At 72.7% G+C, this 16,563-nt stretch carries 16 protein-coding genes; 5 read left to right on the forward strand and 11 right to left on the reverse strand.

The window, feature by feature from the left end:
• Positions 1 to 101 precede the first annotated feature (101 nt).
• The 7 genes from J2X59_RS05150 to J2X59_RS05180 all read right to left on the reverse strand — a co-directional run bounded on the left by J2X59_RS05150 (position 102) and on the right by J2X59_RS05180 (position 6,525).
• A complete protein-coding gene (locus J2X59_RS05150; protein ID WP_326495921.1) occupies positions 102 to 1,205 on the reverse strand; it encodes a glycine betaine ABC transporter substrate-binding protein in 1,104 nt (367 codons plus the stop codon).
• Positions 1,202 to 1,981 carry an ABC transporter permease gene (locus J2X59_RS05155; RefSeq protein ID WP_209684840.1) on the reverse strand — a complete coding sequence of 260 codons (780 nt, stop codon included), beginning with the start codon at positions 1,979 to 1,981 and terminating at the stop codon, positions 1,202 to 1,204. Before J2X59_RS05155 ends, J2X59_RS05150 begins: the two co-directional genes overlap by 4 nt.
• A complete protein-coding gene (locus tag J2X59_RS05160) occupies positions 1,978 to 3,255 on the reverse strand; it encodes an ATP-binding cassette domain-containing protein (protein WP_066657297.1) in 1,278 nt (425 codons plus the stop codon). Before J2X59_RS05160 ends, J2X59_RS05155 begins: the two co-directional genes overlap by 4 nt.
• A complete protein-coding gene (locus J2X59_RS05165; RefSeq protein WP_326495922.1) occupies positions 3,242 to 3,889 on the reverse strand; it encodes an ABC transporter permease in 648 nt (215 codons plus the stop codon). The genes J2X59_RS05160 and J2X59_RS05165 overlap by 14 nt, the downstream gene beginning before the upstream one ends.
• Positions 3,890 to 4,187: 298 nt before the next feature.
• Positions 4,188 to 4,808, reverse strand: a complete 621-nt coding sequence (locus J2X59_RS05170) for a DUF6197 family protein (protein ID WP_209684839.1) — start codon at positions 4,806 to 4,808, stop codon at positions 4,188 to 4,190.
• A 57-nt stretch (positions 4,809 to 4,865) separates the two neighbouring features.
• On the reverse strand, positions 4,866 to 5,744 hold the full coding sequence (locus tag J2X59_RS05175) for an aminoglycoside phosphotransferase family protein (RefSeq protein WP_326495923.1): 879 nt from the start codon (positions 5,742 to 5,744) through the stop codon (positions 4,866 to 4,868).
• A 115-nt stretch (positions 5,745 to 5,859) separates the two neighbouring features.
• Positions 5,860 to 6,525, reverse strand: a complete 666-nt coding sequence (locus J2X59_RS05180; RefSeq protein WP_066657319.1) for a ScbR family autoregulator-binding transcription factor — start codon at positions 6,523 to 6,525, stop codon at positions 5,860 to 5,862.
• Positions 6,526 to 6,604: 79 nt separating this feature from the next.
• On the opposite strand from J2X59_RS05180, the gene J2X59_RS05185 reads away from it, so the two are divergent.
• Positions 6,605 to 7,036: a hypothetical protein gene (locus J2X59_RS05185; protein WP_326495924.1), complete on the forward strand. Its 432-nt coding sequence runs from the start codon at positions 6,605 to 6,607 to the stop codon at positions 7,034 to 7,036.
• 49 nt (positions 7,037 to 7,085) lie between these two features.
• Here J2X59_RS05185 and J2X59_RS05190 read toward each other — a convergent pair whose 3' ends face one another.
• Entirely contained in the window at positions 7,086 to 8,237 is a 1,152-nt protein-coding gene (locus tag J2X59_RS05190; protein ID WP_311205616.1) for a PP2C family protein-serine/threonine phosphatase, read from the reverse strand.
• On the reverse strand, positions 8,234 to 9,010 hold the full coding sequence (locus tag J2X59_RS05195) for a ThuA domain-containing protein (RefSeq protein ID WP_200884121.1): 777 nt from the start codon (positions 9,008 to 9,010) through the stop codon (positions 8,234 to 8,236). The genes J2X59_RS05190 and J2X59_RS05195 overlap by 4 nt, the downstream gene beginning before the upstream one ends.
• A gap of 89 nt (positions 9,011 to 9,099) precedes the next feature.
• Here J2X59_RS05195 and J2X59_RS05200 point away from each other — a divergent pair, with 89 nt between their 5' ends.
• Positions 9,100 to 9,552 (forward strand): DUF3817 domain-containing protein, encoded by a 453-nt coding sequence (locus tag J2X59_RS05200; RefSeq protein ID WP_326495925.1) that lies wholly within the window; start codon positions 9,100 to 9,102, stop codon positions 9,550 to 9,552.
• A gap of 356 nt (positions 9,553 to 9,908) precedes the next feature.
• Here the strand turns inward: J2X59_RS05200 and J2X59_RS05205 are convergent, their stop codons facing one another.
• Both J2X59_RS05205 and J2X59_RS05210 read right to left on the reverse strand, forming a co-directional pair.
• Positions 9,909 to 12,119 carry an NADP-dependent isocitrate dehydrogenase gene (locus J2X59_RS05205; RefSeq protein ID WP_326495926.1) on the reverse strand — a complete coding sequence of 737 codons (2,211 nt, stop codon included), beginning with the start codon at positions 12,117 to 12,119 and terminating at the stop codon, positions 9,909 to 9,911.
• A 113-nt stretch (positions 12,120 to 12,232) separates the two neighbouring features.
• Positions 12,233 to 12,721 carry a hypothetical protein gene (locus J2X59_RS05210; protein ID WP_326495927.1) on the reverse strand — a complete coding sequence of 163 codons (489 nt, stop codon included), beginning with the start codon at positions 12,719 to 12,721 and terminating at the stop codon, positions 12,233 to 12,235.
• 162 nt (positions 12,722 to 12,883) lie between these two features.
• On the opposite strand from J2X59_RS05210, the gene J2X59_RS05215 reads away from it, so the two are divergent.
• The 3 genes from J2X59_RS05215 (at position 12,884) to J2X59_RS05225 (ending at position 16,550) form a co-directional block, all read left to right on the forward strand.
• On the forward strand, positions 12,884 to 13,966 hold the full coding sequence (locus J2X59_RS05215; RefSeq protein WP_271826592.1) for a M23 family metallopeptidase: 1,083 nt from the start codon (positions 12,884 to 12,886) through the stop codon (positions 13,964 to 13,966).
• A gap of 249 nt (positions 13,967 to 14,215) precedes the next feature.
• Positions 14,216 to 15,532, forward strand: coding sequence for a hemolysin family protein (locus J2X59_RS05220; protein WP_326495928.1), 1,317 nt, complete (start codon positions 14,216 to 14,218; stop codon positions 15,530 to 15,532).
• Between the two features lie 112 nt (positions 15,533 to 15,644).
• Positions 15,645 to 16,550: a helix-turn-helix transcriptional regulator gene (locus J2X59_RS05225; protein WP_326495929.1), complete on the forward strand. Its 906-nt coding sequence runs from the start codon at positions 15,645 to 15,647 to the stop codon at positions 16,548 to 16,550.
• Positions 16,551 to 16,563 lie beyond the last annotated feature (13 nt).

Consider the following 16,563-nt stretch of genomic DNA (forward strand, 5'->3'; position numbering starts at 1 on the left):
CAGCGACGCGACCCCGCGGACGACGGGAGGCGCGGTGCCCACCGGCACCGCGCCTCCCGTCCGACAGGTCACCCGGTTCGCCCGGACGACCGAGTCACCCGTCAGGGCGCCGTGATGAAGCCCTTGTCCACCATCCAGTCGAAGGCGACGTCCGCCGGCTCGCGGCCCTCGACGTCGACCTGGCGGTTCAGCTCCTGCAGCGCCTCGTCGGTGAGCTCCGGCGAGATCTGGTCGTACACGTCACGGAGCTGCGGGTACTCCTCGAGCGTCTCGGAGTCGATCACGGGTGCGACGTTGTACGCCGGGAAGAACCCGCGGTCGTCCTCGAGCACGGTCAGGCCGAGCGACTTGATGCGGCCGTCGGTCGTGAAGACCTCGCCGAAGTTGCACTTGCCCCGGTCGGTCGCGGTGTAGACCGTGCCGGTGTCGAGGATGCTGACGTTCGACGTCGGCACGCCGTTCTCGCCGGACCCGCCGAGCTCCAGGCCGTACTTCTCGAGCATCGGCTTGAAGCCGTCCGCACGCGAGTTGAACTCCGACTCGACGCAGAAGGTCCGCTGGTCGACCGGCAGCTTCGTGATGTCCGACAGCGTCTTCACGTCGTCGAGCTCGGACACCGCCTCGTCGCGCACGGCGAACGCGTAGGTGTTGTTCATCGGCGCCGGTTCGAGCCAGGTCAGCCCGTTGCCGGCGTCCTCGTCCTTGACCGCCTGCCACTGCTCGGTCTTGTCGGGGATCCCCTGCTCGTGCGCCATGAACGTGAGCCAGGCGGTGCCCGTGTACTCGTACGTGAAGTCCGCGCCGTGCGAGGTCATCAGCTCGCGCACCGCGACCGACCCCGGCACGTTCGTCTCGTCGGTGACGTCGAACCCGGCCGCCTTGGCGGCGAGGACGGCGATCTTGCCGAGGACGAGCTGCTCCGTGAAGTTCTTCGACGTCACGGTCAGCTTCGCGTCGTCCGGCAGGTCGTCGATCCGCTGGATCGATCCCGGCGCGGCACCCGGTACGAAGGACGCGGCCGGCTGCAGGCCGCAGCCGGTCAGGACGAGGGCGCTCGCCCCCGCGACGGCGGCGGCGGTCACCCAGTGGCGACCGGTGGACGGACGGGAGGCGCGGCGGGCGCCCGTCCCGTCGGTGCGGCGGGCGCGACTTGCGCCCTGCTCGCGGGTCGTCTCGTCGGCGTGCGTCGTGTCGTCGGGCGTCATCGGAGTCCCTTCGGTCGTGCGACCGTCTCGACCACGCGGCCGATCCAGTCGATGGTCAGGGCGAGGAGCGCCACCAGGAGCGCTCCGGAGACGAGCACCTTCGGCAGGAACAGGTTCACGCCCGTGGTGATGAGGAGCCCGAGGCCACCCGCGCCGACGAAGGTCGCCAGGCTCGCGGTGCCGACGAGCAGCACCAGGGCCGTCCGGATGCCGGAGAGCATGACCGGGACCGCCAGCGGCAGTTCGACCTTGAGCAGCACGCTGAGGGCGCTCATGCCCATGCCGCGGCCGGCCTCGACGAGCCGGTCGTCGACGCTCTGCACACCGAGCATGGTGTTCCGGAGCACCGGCAGGATCGCGTAGAGCACGAGGGCGACGACCGCCGACCAGCTGTTCAGGCCGAGCCAGGCCGCGAGGAGCACGATGAGCCCGACCGCGGGGGCCGCCTGTCCGAAGTTCGCGACGGCGATGACCGTGGTGCTCGCCCGCCGGAAGGGCCCGCGGGTGAGCAGGACCCCGAGCGGGATGCCGATCACGAGCACGAGCACGGTGGCCTGGAGCGTCAGGACGAGGTGCTGTCCGGTGAGCTCGAGGATCCCCGACGGATTGAGGGTCGAGCGCTCGGTGGCACTGAGGTCCGCGGTGTTCAGCCAGAGGACCCAGGCGGCCAGGACCACCAGGATCGCGATCGGCTGGACGAGCAGGCCCTTCCAGGGGGTGCGCTGCGCGGTGCCCGGGCCGGCTGCGGCGGGCGCGTCGGTCGCGACGGTGGTCACAGGTCCTCCCCGGACGTCGCGACCGTCGGGGCCACGGGCGAGGACGGCAGGGTCTCGATCGGGTTCGTGTTCGTACCGACCGGCGTGTACGCCTGCTCGTCCGCGGCGGCCGCACGGGACCGGGTGATGGCCTCCATGACGGTCTCGACGGTGATGACGCCGCGGAAGGCGTCACGGCGGCCCGTGACGAGCGCGGCACCGGCGCTCGAGACGAGCATGGTGTCGAGCGCGTCGTTGAGCGTCGCCCCCTCGCCCACGACGGGCAGGGCGGGGTCGATGCCCTCCGGGATGCGGTCGAGGCGTTCGAGCTGCCGCCGGGACGGCCACCCGATCGGGCGCTGACGGCGGTCGACCACGACGGCGTGCCCGTGCCGTCCGGCCTCGTCCATGCGCTGCAGGACGGCCTTCGCCTCCTCGCCCGGCGAGCAGGTCACGGCGTCGACGACGTCGACGTCCCGCACGCGGTTGAGGGTCAGCTGCTTGAGGCCGGCGCCGGAGCCGATGAAGTTCTCCACGAACTCGTTCGCCGGTTCGGCCAGGATCCGCTCCGGGGTGTCGTACTGCACGATGTGCGCACCCTCGGTGAAGATCACGATCCAGTCGCCCAGCTTCACGGCCTCGTCGAAGTCGTGGCTGACGATGACGATCGTCTTGTGCAGTTCCTCCTGGATGCGCAGCAGCTCGTCCTGCAGGCGCTGCCGGGTGATCGGGTCGACGGCGCCGAACGGCTCGTCCATGAGCAGGACGGGCGGGTCCGCGGCGAGCGCCCGGGCGACACCGACGCGCTGCTGCTGGCCGCCGGAGAGCTCGCGGGGGAAGCGGTCGCGGTAGGTGGCCGGGTCGAGCGAGACCAGGTCGAGGAGCTCGTCGACGCGGGCGGCGATCTTCTCCTTCGACCAGCCGAGCATCTTCGGGACGATCCCGATGTTCGCCGCGACGGTCATGTGCGGGAAGAGGCCGCCGGCCTGGATGACGTAGCCCATGCGTCGGCGGAGCTCGTCGGCGTCGATGCCGGTGACGTCCTCGTCCCCGACGACGATGCGTCCCTCGGTGGGTTCGATGAGCCGGTTGATCATCTTCAGCGTGGTGGTCTTGCCGCAGCCGGACGGGCCGACGAGCATGACGATCTTGCCGGCCGGGATCTCGAGCGTGATGCCGTCGACGGCGGGCTTCTGCTGGCCCGGGTACCGCTTGGTGACCTCGTCGAGCAGGATGCTGCGGCCGGTGACGTCGCCCTCGGGGGCGGTGGTGGTGGCGGAGTCAGTGCTGGACACGGATACCTCTCGGGGTGGTCAGGCGGCCGAGGCCGATGAGGAGCAGGTCGAGGACGAAGGCGAGCAGGACGACCCCGACCACCCCGACGACGACGGAGTTCAGGGCGTTGGCGCCGCCGAGGCGGGACAGGCCGGAGAAGATGAAGCCACCGAGGCCGGGGCCGAGCGCGTAGGCGGCGATCGCGGCGATGCCCATCACCATCTGCGCGGACACCCGCACGCCGCTCAGGATGATCGGCCACGCCATCGGCAGCTCGACCTGCAGCAGGGTGCGCATCCGGCTCATGCCGATCCCCCGCGCCGACTCGACGACCGTCGGCGCGATCTCGGCGAGGCCGACCACCGCGTTCCGCAGGATCGGCAGCGTGGCGAAGAACACGACCGTGACGACGGACGGCACGACGCCGAACCCGAGCGGCACGATGAGCAGACCGATCACGGCGAACGACGGCAGGGTCAGCCCGACGGCGGACACCCCGTTCGCGATCGAGGTCAGCTGCGGACTGCGGTAGACGAGTGCTGCGAGCACCACGGCGATGAGCGTGGCGAGCACGGTGCACTGGACGACCAGTGAGAAGTGCTGCCACGACGAGAACCAGATCTGGTCCCATCGCTCCACGACGTACTGGAACACGGTTGGGCGCCCCTCCCTGGTCGGCCGAACGCCCCACCGGACGGGGCACGAACTCGACCGACCGTACGCAGGGGTCGGGGTACTTGACCAACGGCAAACGTCCGATCCGTGCAGTTCCTGCAATTTCGCGCAGGAAGAAACCCCAGTTCAGCGGGCGAGGGAGCGGTGTCACCTGGGAGAACGGTAACGATGTCGAGCAGCGGTCGGCTACTGCGGGACCCTGCCCGCAGCGGGGACGACCCGCCGCACGGGGTACGACGGGTCGTCCGGTGGGACCCGGGACGGTCCGGCTCCCCGATCAGGCCGGCAGGGGGACGCGTCGGGCGGCGACCCGCTCGGCCTCGTGCACGGCGACCCGCTCCGCGGTGAGGAGCAGCGACGCGACCTCGGCAGCGCTCCGCCCGGGCCGGTCGTTCCAGGTGGTGAGGTCGCGGACCCGGGCCATCCGGACGTCCGGCGCCGGGCACCAGACCACCGGTCGCCCCTCGTCGGCGGCCAGGGCGTGCCACACCAGGTCGAGGGCCCGCTGCACCGGCTGCGAGTGCACGACCTGCGGGCCACCCGCCGCCGAGACGACGGCCCCCACCAGGCAGGCGGCGACGAGCGGTCGGCCCTGGGCGGCGAGCGCCGCAGCACTCGACGCCTTGCGCAGGCGTCCGTGCTCGTCGAGGTAGGCGAACCAGGAGTGTTGGATCCACCCCTGCTCGACGACGCCCCGTGCGCCGGTGAGCAGCCGTTGCAGGTCGTCGAGCTCGTGCAGGTGGGCGACCAGCCGTCGGTCGCGGGCTGCCGCGCGCCGGACGGCCAGGCGGTCGAGCAGACCGCGGAGACCGGTGCGACGGACGGCGTCGGGTCGGGCGGACGGGGCGGGAGAGGCGTCGGTGTCGACGTCGTGCGGGACGCGGAACTCGAGGGTCATCAGGCCCCTCCGATCTCCAGTGCACGGACAGGTGAGGGAACGGTAACCCCTGCGGGCTCAGCCGTCCAGCACCGCGTCGATCGCCCGGGCCGCGACCGTCCGGAACGCGTCGTCGTCCGTCACGGCGAGCGCCGACGCGATCGACACGGCCCACCCGCGCGCCCGTGTCCAGGTGGCGGGGTCCGCGTCGACGAGCGACGCGAACGTCCGCCCGCCGGCGTCGTCGAGCGTCAACCACCGGGTGGCGAGGTCGACCGCCGGGTCGCCCGCGGTCAGGTCACCGAAGTCGACCACGGCCGACAGGCGTCGGTCACCGAGCGGCGTCGGCTCGACGAGCAGGTTGAACGGGTGCAGGTCACCGTGCACCCAGACGGGAGGCCCGACGTGCGTCGGCGCACCGGCAGCGGTCCGCCAGAGCGTGGCCAGCTCCACGGCGCGGGGCACGTCGTCCGTCGCCAGTCGCGTCGTCACGGCCTCGCTCCGCGTCGCGAGCGGGACGGCGCGGACCGGGTTCGCGGGGGCGTCCGCCGGTGCCGGCACGTGCAGGCGGGTCACGACGGCGGCGAGGTCCCGTGCCACCCGGACGCCCTGGGCCTGCTCACCCGCCGGTCGCCCGGGCAACCACGGCACGATGCTCCACGCCCAGGGGTAGCCGAGCGCGGGACGGCCGGTGCGGACGGGCTCCGGGACGGGTGCGGCGTCCCCCACCAGCGCAGCGATCGTCGGCAGCCACCGCTGCTCGTGCTCGACGAGGGTGGCGGCCGCGGCGCGGCGGGGCAGCCGCACGGCGAGGGCGTCACCGGCACGGACCACGACGTTGTCCCACCCGCTCGCCACGACCCGCAGGGGCAGCTCGGCGAGGTCCGGGTGCTGGTCACGGAGCAGTGCGACGACCAGCTCGACGTCGACGTGGAACTCGGCCGCCGGGGTGCCCATCGGGCCAGGGTACGACGTCGTCGTCATCCCCGCGAAGTGGGGCTGCTGCGGAAACGTACTCCTTGGTATCCTCCAAGAGAAGCGACGTGGGTGTCCCTGGGGGGACCCGCGTCGCTCAGACCTCCCCGGGGCCCTCCGGCCGGATGATCGCCACGAGTCGAGGCACCTCGGCCCGGGTCCGTTCGGTCGCCATCGCCGACAGCAGCATCGTCCAGAGCTCCTGCAGCCGGTCGTACAGGTCCGCCCGGTCGTGCAGCATGTCCGACACCATCTGCACACCGGCGACGGCGGGGCTCACGACGTGCCCGACGAGCTCGGGGTCCCACGACGGGTCGACCTCGCCGACCTCGATCGCCCGGCGGATGATGTCGGCCGTGTGGTCCACCCAGCGGCCGAACGGGTGCTCGCGCGGGATCTCCCGGGCGTTCGGGTCCGCGGCGAGCCGGAGCCCGGCACGGACCACGACCTCCCGCGTCATCTGCGTCGCCACGCCCTGCGACATCCACATCAGGGACTCCAGCGGCGATGCCGAACGCGTGGCGGCGACCTCCGCGTAGTGCCGGGAGATCTCGTCCTGCCGGGCGATCACCGCGCTGGCGATGTCGGCCTTCGACCGGAAGTGGAAGTACAGCGCCCCCTTCGTCATGCCGGCACGCTCCGCGACGCCGTCCATCGACGCGCCGAGGTAGCCGCGCTCGTCGAACTCGGCCGCCGCGGCCTCGATGAGGGCCGCGCGCGTCGCCACCGCCCGCTCCTGCCTGATCCGGCCGTCCTGCGCCATGTGCTCGATGGTAGCCAGCCGGCCCCGCCCGGAGGAGGCCCTCAGGGGACCCCCCGAGCGCTGCCGTACCGTGACCGGCATGGACGGATGGCGGGACCCGCGGCGCTGGGTACGGGCGGGACGGTGGCTGCTGCTGCCGATCGCCGTGCTCGACTGGGTGGCCCTCACCCCGCAACCGGTCGTCGTCATCGCCTTCCTGCTCGCCGTGGCCGGCATGGCCGGCATGGCGGCAGCCCTCGTCGTGCGGATGCTGCACCGGTCCCGTGGCGCGATGGCGGGCCTCGGCGTGGTGCTCCTCCTCGGGGGACTCGTGGTCCTCGGGCTCGACCCCTTCCCCGGCACGGTGCCGTTCCTCGACCCGTGGTGGCCGGACGCGATCACGCAGCCGCAGGTCGTCGGCAGCGCCTACTGGAAGACCGCCGGCCTCGGGGTCGAGCTCGCCGGCTTCGCGCTCCTGGCCACGCTGCTCGTCGCGGCAGCCACCGGACGACCGGCGCCCCGCGGCCGCTGACGCCGCAGCACGTCCACCCGGAGGGGCACCCGCCCCCGGCTCCGCGCGGTCAGGTGCGGGCGAGCACCACGACGGCGACGTCCGCGCCGTCGCCACCGACGGGGACGAGCGACCGGACGTGCGCGACGAGGTCCTCGGGGTGGGCCACCGCCAGCGCTCCGAGCCCCTGCACGTCCCCGACGCCGTCGAGCGCCAGCGCGCCGTCGGTCGCCAGCACCACGCGGTCCCCCGGCCCGAGGTCCAGCGCGCCGACCGTGCGCGGCACGGTGTCCGGCTGCAGGCCGATCGGCAGGTCCGACGACCGCAGCGCGGCCACCGTCCCGTCGGCCCGCACGAGCAGCGCCGGACCGTGCCCGGCGTCGACCCACTCGGTGTGACCCGTCGTCGGGTCGAGGCGCACGTGCAGGAGCGACCCGACGGCACCGCCGGCCGACAGGTCGGGGGCGAGCTGCGCCTCCAGGCCGGCGAGCGCGTCGTGCAGCGGCAGGTCCGTGCGGGCGACGACGGCGGCACGGACCGACGCCGCGAGGAGCGCTGAGGCCCGACCGCCCGCGGTGACCGTGCCGATCGTGGCCTGGACGGACCCGTCCGCGGCGGTGCGCCAGTCGACCAGGTCGCCCCCGTCCTCGTCCGGCTCGAGGAACCCGTCGACCGCGGCTCCCCCGGTCGTGACCGGGTCGGGCACGAGCCCGGTGAGGACACGTCGTACCCGGCCCCGCTCGATCGAGTGGCCGAGCTCGCGCTCCGCCCACCGGGCGAGGTCCCCGAGGAGCGCGAGGTCCTCGTCGGAGAACACCCGCGGCTGCGCGTCCATCACGCACAGCGTCCCGACCCGCGTGCCGTCGGACATCGTCAGCGGTGCGCCGGCGTAGAACCGGACCCCGTACTCGGTCACGGCGGGCGTGTCGGCGAAGCGGAGGTCGAGGAGCGTGTCCGGGACGACCATCGGCTCGGGGGTGAGCACCGTCGTCGCGCAGAACTGCCCGGTCGCCGGCACGCTCGTGCCCTGCTGGAACCCGAACGTCGACTGCGTGGTGACGAGGTCGTGGTGGACGAGGTTGAGGAAGGTCAACGGGACGCCGAACGCCTCGTGCGTCATGCGGGTGATGCGGTCGAAGCGCTCCTCGGGCCCTGATCCGAGTACCTCGAGCGCCTCGATCACCGCAGTGCGGCGGGCCGCACCGTCGAGATGGTTGGTCACCCCTCCTGTGTACCCGCACCACCGGCGAGGAACCAGTCCCGCGGGTGGGGGTCAGCCGTCAGCTCGCGTCGCTCGGACACCGGGGCCGCCCAGGCCGCCGCGTTCGCGAGCACCCGCTGGATGTCCGGGTGGTGGTAGACGGGGTACTCCTGGTCGCCCGGCGAGAAGTAGAAGACCCGGCCGAGTCCCCGGCGGTAGGCGACACCGGAGCGGAAGACCTCGCCGCCGGCGAAGGTCGACAGGAAGACCTCCTCGTCGGGGCGCGGGATGTCGAAGTACTCGCCGTACATCTCCTGGCGGTCGATGACGATCGGGTGCGGGACGCCGGCGGCGATCGGGTGCTCGGGTGCGATCGTCCAGACGAGCTCGCGCTCTCCGTCGTTCCGCCACTTCAGCGAGCACGTCGTGCCCATCAGCCGGGTGAACGGCTTCGAGTAGTGCCCCGAGTGCAGGACGACCAGGCCCATCCCGGCGTGCACGGCCTCGACCACGCGGGTGACGACCTCGTCCGACACGTCCTGGTGCGCGACGTGTCCCCACCAGAACAGCACGTCCGTCTCCGCCAGGCGCTCGGCGGTCAGACCGTGCTCGGGCTCCTGCAGCGTGGCGGTGCCCACCGATGCCTCGGGGTGGTGCTCCCGGAGCGCGGCGGCGATCACGGTGTGCATGCCGTCGGGGTAGTGCCCGAGCACGGTCGCGTCACCGCGGCTCTCGTGCACGTTCTCGTTCCAGACGACGATGTTCAGGGGACGGCTCTCGGTCGGCGCTGACATGCCCCCGACGCTACCCGCTCACCTGGTCGAATCGATACGACCGGCGGTGTGTCGGGGGTTCTCCCGGACGGGTGCGCGACCATGTCGGCATGACCCCTCGCTCCCTGTTCCGTGCCGCCGCGGTGGCCGAACTCGTGACCTGGACACTGCTGATCGCCGGGATGGTGCTGAAGTACGGGCTGGACGCCGGCGACCTGGGCGTGCGCATCGGCGGGAGCATCCACGGGTTCGTGTTCCTGGCGTACCTCGTGGTGACGACGGTCGTCGCGGTGAACCAGCGCTGGTCGGTCGGGGCGCTCGTGCTCGGGTGGGCGAGCGCCGTCGTGCCGTACGCGACCGTGCCGTTCGAGGTCGCGGTCGCCCGGCGCGGCATGCTCGAGGGCCCCTGGCGTCACTCCCCCGACGAGCGATCGGGACCGTGGGACCGGCTGCTGTTCTTCGTGGTGCGTCGGCCCGGGGTGTCGGTGGCGATCGGGGTCGTGGCGGTCGCGCTGGTGTTCTCGGCGCTGCTGGTCGTCGGTCCCCCGGTCCCGAAGGGCTGACGCGGCGGGCCCGGCGCGTGCGGCGCGGCGCGGCGCGCGGCCTCCACTGAGCGGACAGGACATGCCGCTCACGTCCGCCGGACGGGCGAGAACCGTCGCCGAGGACCGCCGAGCGTGACGGATCTGGTTCGCTCGGGCACACCGGACGGTCGGCTGCCGTGCTCGCACCGCCGCGCGTCGAGCGGGCGGGACATGCTGCTCACGTCCGCTGGGCGGGCGAGAGCCGTCGCCGGGCACCGCCGAGCGTGACCGAAGAGGCCCGCTCGGGCACCCGAGTGGGCCCGACGGGACCGCAGGACGGACGGGAGGCGCGGTGCCAGCCGGCACCGCGCCTCCCGTCCGTCGTCGGTGCGCGTCTAGAGCGCGGCCAGCGCCTCGTTCAGGGTGGCCGACGGACGCATCACGGCGTTCGTCCTCGCTGCGTCCGGGCGGTAGTAGCCGCCGATGTCGGCCGGCTTGCCCTGGACCGCCACCAGCTCGTCGACGATCGTCTGCTCGTGCTCGTCGAGCTGCGCCGCCAGGCCCTGGAACGCCGCTGCGAGCTCGGTGTCCTCGGTCTGCCGGGCGAGCTCGTCGGCCCAGTACTTCGCCAGGTAGAAGTGGCTGCCGCGGTTGTCGATCGACCCGAGCTTGCGGCCGGGCGACTTGTCCTCGTCGAGGAACGTCCCCGTGGCACGGTCGAGCGTGTCCGCCAGCACCTTCGCCCGTGCGTTGCCCGTCACACCCGCGAGGTGCTCGAGCGACACCGCGAGCGCGAGGAACTCACCCAGGGAGTCCCAGCGCAGGTAGTCCTGCTCGACCAGCTGCTGCACGTGCTTCGGGGCCGAGCCGCCGGCACCGGTCTCGAACAGCCCGCCGCCGCCCAGGAGCGGGACGACGGAGAGCATCTTCGCCGAGGTGCCGAGCTCCATGATCGGGAACAGGTCGGTGAGGTAGTCGCGGAGCACGTTGCCCGTGACCGAGATGGTGTCCTCACCGCGACGGATGCGCTCGAGCGAGAAGCGCATGGCGTCCTCGGGTGCCATGACCTCGATCTGCAGCCCGTCGGTGTCGTGCTCGCCGAGGTACTGCCGGACCAGCCCGATCAGGTTCGCGTCGTGCGCACGCGTCTCGTCCAGCCAGAACACGGCGGGCGAACCGGTGGCACGGGCGCGCGTGACGGCGAGCTTCACCCAGTCGCGGATCGCCACGTCCTTCGTCTGGCAGGCACGCCAGATGTCGCCCTGCTCGACCTCGTGCTCGATGACCGTCTCACCGGAGCTCGTGACGACGCGGACCTTCCCGTCGCCGGGGAGCTCGAAGGTCTTGTCGTGCGAGCCGTACTCCTCGGCCTTCTGCGCCATGAGCCCGACGTTCGGCACGGAGCCCATGGTCGACGGGTCGAAGGCGCCGTTCGCGCGGCAGTCCTCGATGACGGCCTGGTAGATGCCGGCGTAGCTCGAGTCGGGGATGACCGCGAGGGTGTCGTGCTCCTCGCCGTCCGGGCCCCACATGTGGCCGGAGGTGCGGATCATCGCGGGCATCGAGGCGTCGACGATGACGTCGCTCGGCACGTGCAGGTTGGTGATGCCCTTGTCCGAGTCGACCATCGCGAGCTCGGGGCCGGCGTCGATCCCGTCGGCGAACGCCTGCGTGATCTCCGCGCCGTTCGGCACGCTGTCGAGCCCGGCGAGGATCGAGCCGAGGCCGTCGTTCGGGTTGAGCCCGGCGGCGGCGAGGTCGGCGCCGAAGCGCTCGAACACGGTCGGGAAGAACGCCCGGATGACGTGACCGAAGATGATCGGGTCGGAGACCTTCATCATCGTGGCCTTGAGGTGCACCGAGAACAGGACGCCCTGGTCCTGCGCGGCACGGATCTGGTCCTGCAGGAACGCCTCGAGCGCGCGGACGTGCAGGACGGTGCCGTCGACGACCTCGCCCGCGAGGACGGGGATCGACTGCTTGAGCACGGTGGTGTCGCCGTCGGCGGCCACGAACTCGATCGTCAGGGTGTCGTCGGCGGGGGCGATCCACGACTGCTCGTTCGAGCGGAAGTCGTCCTTGCCCATCGTCACGACGTTGGTCCGCGACTCGTGGCTCCAGGCGCCCATGCGGTGCGGGTGCTTGCGGGCGTAGTTCTTCACCGACAGCGGCGCGCGGCGGTCGGAGTTGCCCTCGCGCAGGACCGGGTTGACGGCGCTGCCCTTGACGCGGTCGTAGCGGGCCCGGACGTCGCGCTCCTCGTCGGTGGTGGGCTCGTCGGGGTAGGCGGGCAGGTCGTAGCCCTGCGCCTGGAGCTCCTTGACCGCCGCCTTGAGCTGCGGGATCGACGCCGAGATGTTCGGCAGCTTGATGATGTTCGCCTCGGGCGTCCGCGCGAGCTCACCGAGCTCGGCCAGGGCGTCGTCCAGGCGCTGCTCGTCGGTGAGCCGCTCCGGGAACTGGGCGATGATCCGACCGGAGAGCGAGATGTCCCGGGTCTCGACGTCGACCCCCGCGGTGCGCGCGAACGCCTCGACGACCGGCAGGAACGAGTGGGTGGCGAGGAACGGTGCCTCGTCCGTGAGCGTGTAGATGATCTTGGCCATGCTGGCGGGTACTCCCTTGTTCGACCGTGCCGGACCTCGGTCCGTCCACGGTACTCGCGGCGCGGTTTCTCTCGACGTCAAGATACCCGGTCGGGCCCTGCCGTGGCGTCGGGTCAGATCGTGATCCGGAACACCCGGACCCCGGCGGCCCGCAGTCCGGCGGTCCCGAGGCGGGTCCGCAGGCTCCGGAAGGGGCGCTTGAAGCCCGAGCGGGCCGAGGCCACGCCGATCTGGTGGAGCACCTCGGACGTCAGCGTCCGCTCGACCTTCGGGGCGAGCCGGGTCACCCCCGAGACCGTGATGACGATGCGCACGGCGTTCGGCGCGAGCAGCGGCGCGATGAGCTCCGCGGCCTCCTGTGCCCGGTGGAACGCGGGGTCGTCGCCCGGTCGGCGGATCGCGATCACCGCGAGGTCGGCATCGGCGTGCTCGTGGGGATCGGGGAGGTCGTCCACCCCGACGACCCGCATCCTGGCGGCGTCGACGCCCGCACGGACGGCCGACGCCCGGAGGACGGGGAGCAGTTCCTGGGTGCCGGCGAGCACGACCTCGGCGGTCGCGAGGTCGATGGGTTCGTGGCGTTCCCGCGGCGTTCGGGCCATGGCACAGGTCCTTCCGGTCGCTGGTCTCGGACACTACCGACGCGACGTCCAACGGGCACGCAACCGCGGTGACACGTCAGCGGACTGTCAGCCGTTCGGTAACGGGAAGATCACGATCACCCCTGTACAAAGCGACAGACTCGTGCAGAATGGTCTGCGGCCATGACGACGACACACGACACCGACCAGCAGCAGCCGGAGACCCCGGTCGTGCACCTGTCCCGTCGCGCTGCCCTCGAGGCCGAGCGCGCAGCGGCCGGCAAGGCAGCGCGTCGCACCCGCGCTCCCCGCCCGTCCCGCTCGGACGCGGCCCCGGCGGTCGCGACCGTCTCCCCCGCACCGGCGCCCGGACGAGCACCCGAGTCGTCGGCCGCTCCGGCTCCGGCTCCGCACACCGTCCCGGTCGCTGCGCGGTCGGGACGTCGCACGACCGAGGCCCGTGCCACCACCGAGCACGTCGACGCGCGGATCACCCGGGTCGTCCGTCGACGGAGTGCCGCGCTGCCGGTCGCCGCGACGCCCGCGGCACGCGCAACGCGCCCGTCCCGCTCGCACCGCGCGAGCCGCATCACGCTGACCAGCGCCGCTGCCGCACTCGCGATGTTCGCCGCGTCCGCGATGCCCGCCCACGCCAGCGCCGGCACCTCGTCAGCGACGTCCACGCTCGCGCCGCAGGTCCGCACCCAGGACTACGCGGTCACCCAGGCGGTCACGGCGGCCGCCCTCGACCGCGACGACTTCACGGTCGGCGGCGGACAGCAGGTCGTCGTCGCCGGTGACGGCGGCGCCGAGGGCGCGGTGTCGTACGGCGGCGAGGTCCGCTCGCCGTTCCCCGGCCCGGTGCGCATGAGCTCCGGGTTCGGGTACCGCTCCGCTCCGTGCGCCGCGTGCTCCTCGCTCCACCAGGGTCTCGACTTCAACCCGGGCATGGGTGCCCCGATCGGCGCCGTCGCCGCCGGCACCGTCCGCGTCTCGGGCACGTACTTCTCGTACGGCACGACGGTGATCATCGACCACGTGATCGAGGGCCGCCGGGTCTCGACCCTGTACGGGCACATGATCCCCGGGTCGTCGCCGCTGCGGGCCGGCGACACCGTCGAGGCCGGCCAGTTCATCGGCAGCGTCGGCTCCTCCGGCGTCTCGACGGGTGCACACCTGCACCTCGAGGTCCTGATGGACGGTGTCACGCCGATCGACCCCGAGGCCTGGCTCGAGGCCCGCATCGGCCGCTCGCTCACGATCTGACCCGAGCACGACCCGGCCCGAGCACGATCCGACCCAACCCGACCCGAGCACGATCCGACCCGGTCCCGATCCGACCTGGGCGCCCCGGCGGATCCTCGGGACCGCTGACGTCCCGGTCCGTGCACCCCGGACCCACAGCACTCGTGCAGCACCGGCGCGGCGACGTCCCAGCATGGCTGTCCAGGATCACAGCATGGACGATCACCACAGACCGCCCGCCCGTCGCCGACCCACGGTGGTGTCCCGCTGATGGACGCCGACACCTGGATCGCCTTCGGGCTCGTCATCCTCTTCGTGCTCGTCGGCGGTGTCTTCGCCGCGGCGGAGATCGCCCTCGTCTCGCTCCGCGAGTCACAGCTGCAGCAGCTCGAGCGACGTGGCTCCCGCGGAGCCCGGGTCGCCGCGCTCGGGCGTGATCCGAACCGCTTCCTGTCCGCCGTGCAGATCGGCGTGACCGTCGCCGGGTTCTTCTCGGCCGCGTACGGTGCGTCGTCGATCGCGCCGGACGTCGCGCCGCTGCTGTCCGGCCTCGGACTCGACCAGGGGGCGGCCGAGGCCGTCGCCCTCGTCCTGATGACCCTGGTCATCGCCTACCTGTCGCTCGTGTTCGGCGAGCTCGTGCCGAAGCGCCTCGCCCTGCAGCGCGCCGAGGGCTTCTCGATGGCCGTCGCGCCGACGCTCGACCGGTTCGCGACCGCGATGCGCCCGGTGATCTGGGTGCTGTCGAAGACCACGAACGGCGTGGTCCGGCTGCTCGGTGGCGACCCGGACGCCCGCAGCGAGTCGATGAGCACGGAGGAGCTCCGCGGTCTGGTCGAGGACCACGACGCCATCGACGCGCAGGGTCGTCGCATCGCCCGCAGCGCCCTCGACGCCGGCGACCGGATCCTCCGCGAGTCGATGCGCCCCTGGTACGACGTCTCGACCATCGACGCGTCGCTCAGCATCGCGGACGCGACCGACCACGCCATCGAGGTCGGCCACACCCGGTACCTGGTCACCGAGGGCTCGCGGGACGACGTCGCGGGCTTCGTGCACCTCCGCGACCTGCTCCGCCCGACCGACCCGACGGCACCCGTCTCGACGCTCGTGCGCCCCGTGCTCGCGCTGCCGGAGACGAAGTCGCTGTCGAGTGCCATCGCGGACATGCGCACCGAGGGACACCAGATCGCGCTCGTGGTGGACGAGTACGGCGGCAGTGCGGGCATGGTCACGCTCGAGGCGCTGCTCGAGGACCTCGTCGGCCGCATCAGGGACGAGTACGACCCGCCGGCCGCCGAGTCCGACGGGATCGACGGTGCGACCGTGCTCGAGGACCTCGCGGCCGACGGCGGTCCGCTGCTGCCGGACGGCGACTACGAGACCGTCGGCGGGCTCGTGCAGGTGCACCTCGACCGCGTGCCCGAGGTCGGTGACGTGGTCGAGGCCGGCGAGCACCGCCTCGAGGTCACCGAGATGGACGGGCACCGGGTGGCGCGTGTGCGCGTCACTCCCCGAGCGGCGGACGCCGCCAGGGCGGCGCCGGCGGCCACCGAGCCGGTGCACGCGGTCCCGCCCGTCTCCTAGCCGGGCCACCACCGGACGGGAGGCGCGGTGCCGACCCGCACCGCGCCTCCCGTCCGTCACGGGTACCGCCGGTGCCTGTCGTCGCGACGGTACCGCCACGTACGCTCGTGCCATGGGTATCGACGTGCGCAACGAGATCCGTGACTTCCTGTCCTCGCGGCGGGCGCGGCTCACCCCCGACGAGGTCGGCATGCCGTCGTTCGGCGGCGGCGTCCGCCGGGTGCCCGGCCTGCGTCGGCACGAGGTCGCGATGCTCGCCGGGGTGAGCGTCGACTACTACACGCGGCTCGAGCGCGGCTCGCTGAAGGGCGTCTCGGACAGCGTGCTCGAGGGACTCGCGGGCGCGCTGCAGCTCGACGAGGACGAACGGACGCACCTGTTCGACCTCGCCCGTCTGGCCAACGCCGGCGTCAAGGTGATGCACCGGAACGTCCCGACGCGTGTCCGACCGGGCGTGCAGCGCCTGCTCGACGCGATCACCGGCGCGCCCGCGTGGGTGCGGAACGAGCGCGGCGACGTCGTCGCGACGAACGAACTCGGCCGGGCCCTGTACGCGCCGATGTTCGCGGGCCCCGGGCGCCCCGTGAACACCGCACGGTTCACGTTCCTCGACCCGGCCGCGCGCGACTTCTTCCCCGACTGGGCGGCCACCGCGCGCGAGGCCGTCGCCGTCCTCCGCGCCGCGGCCGTCGCGAACCCCTGCGAGCCCGGTCTCGTGACGCTCGTCGGCGAGCTCTCCACACGGAGCGAGGAGTTCCGCGGTTGGTGGGCTGCCCACGACGTCCGGGTGCACCGACGGGGCGGCAAGCGCATCGCGCACCCCGTCGTCGGGGAGCTGCAGCTGGACTTCGAGGCGCTCGAGCTCGTCGCCGACCCGGGCCTGACGATGTTCACCTACTCGGCGGAGCCGGGCAGCGAGTCCGAGCGATCGCTCGCGCTGCTCGGGACCTGGGCCGCGACGGAGCGGTCCGAGCGGCTCGCCGCCGTGCGTGCGGGCGAGGCCGAGCTGGACGACTGACGGGCCGACCCGA

Source organism: Curtobacterium sp. 260, assembly GCF_030803485.1.
Lineage (GTDB): Bacteria > Actinomycetota > Actinomycetes > Actinomycetales > Microbacteriaceae > Curtobacterium.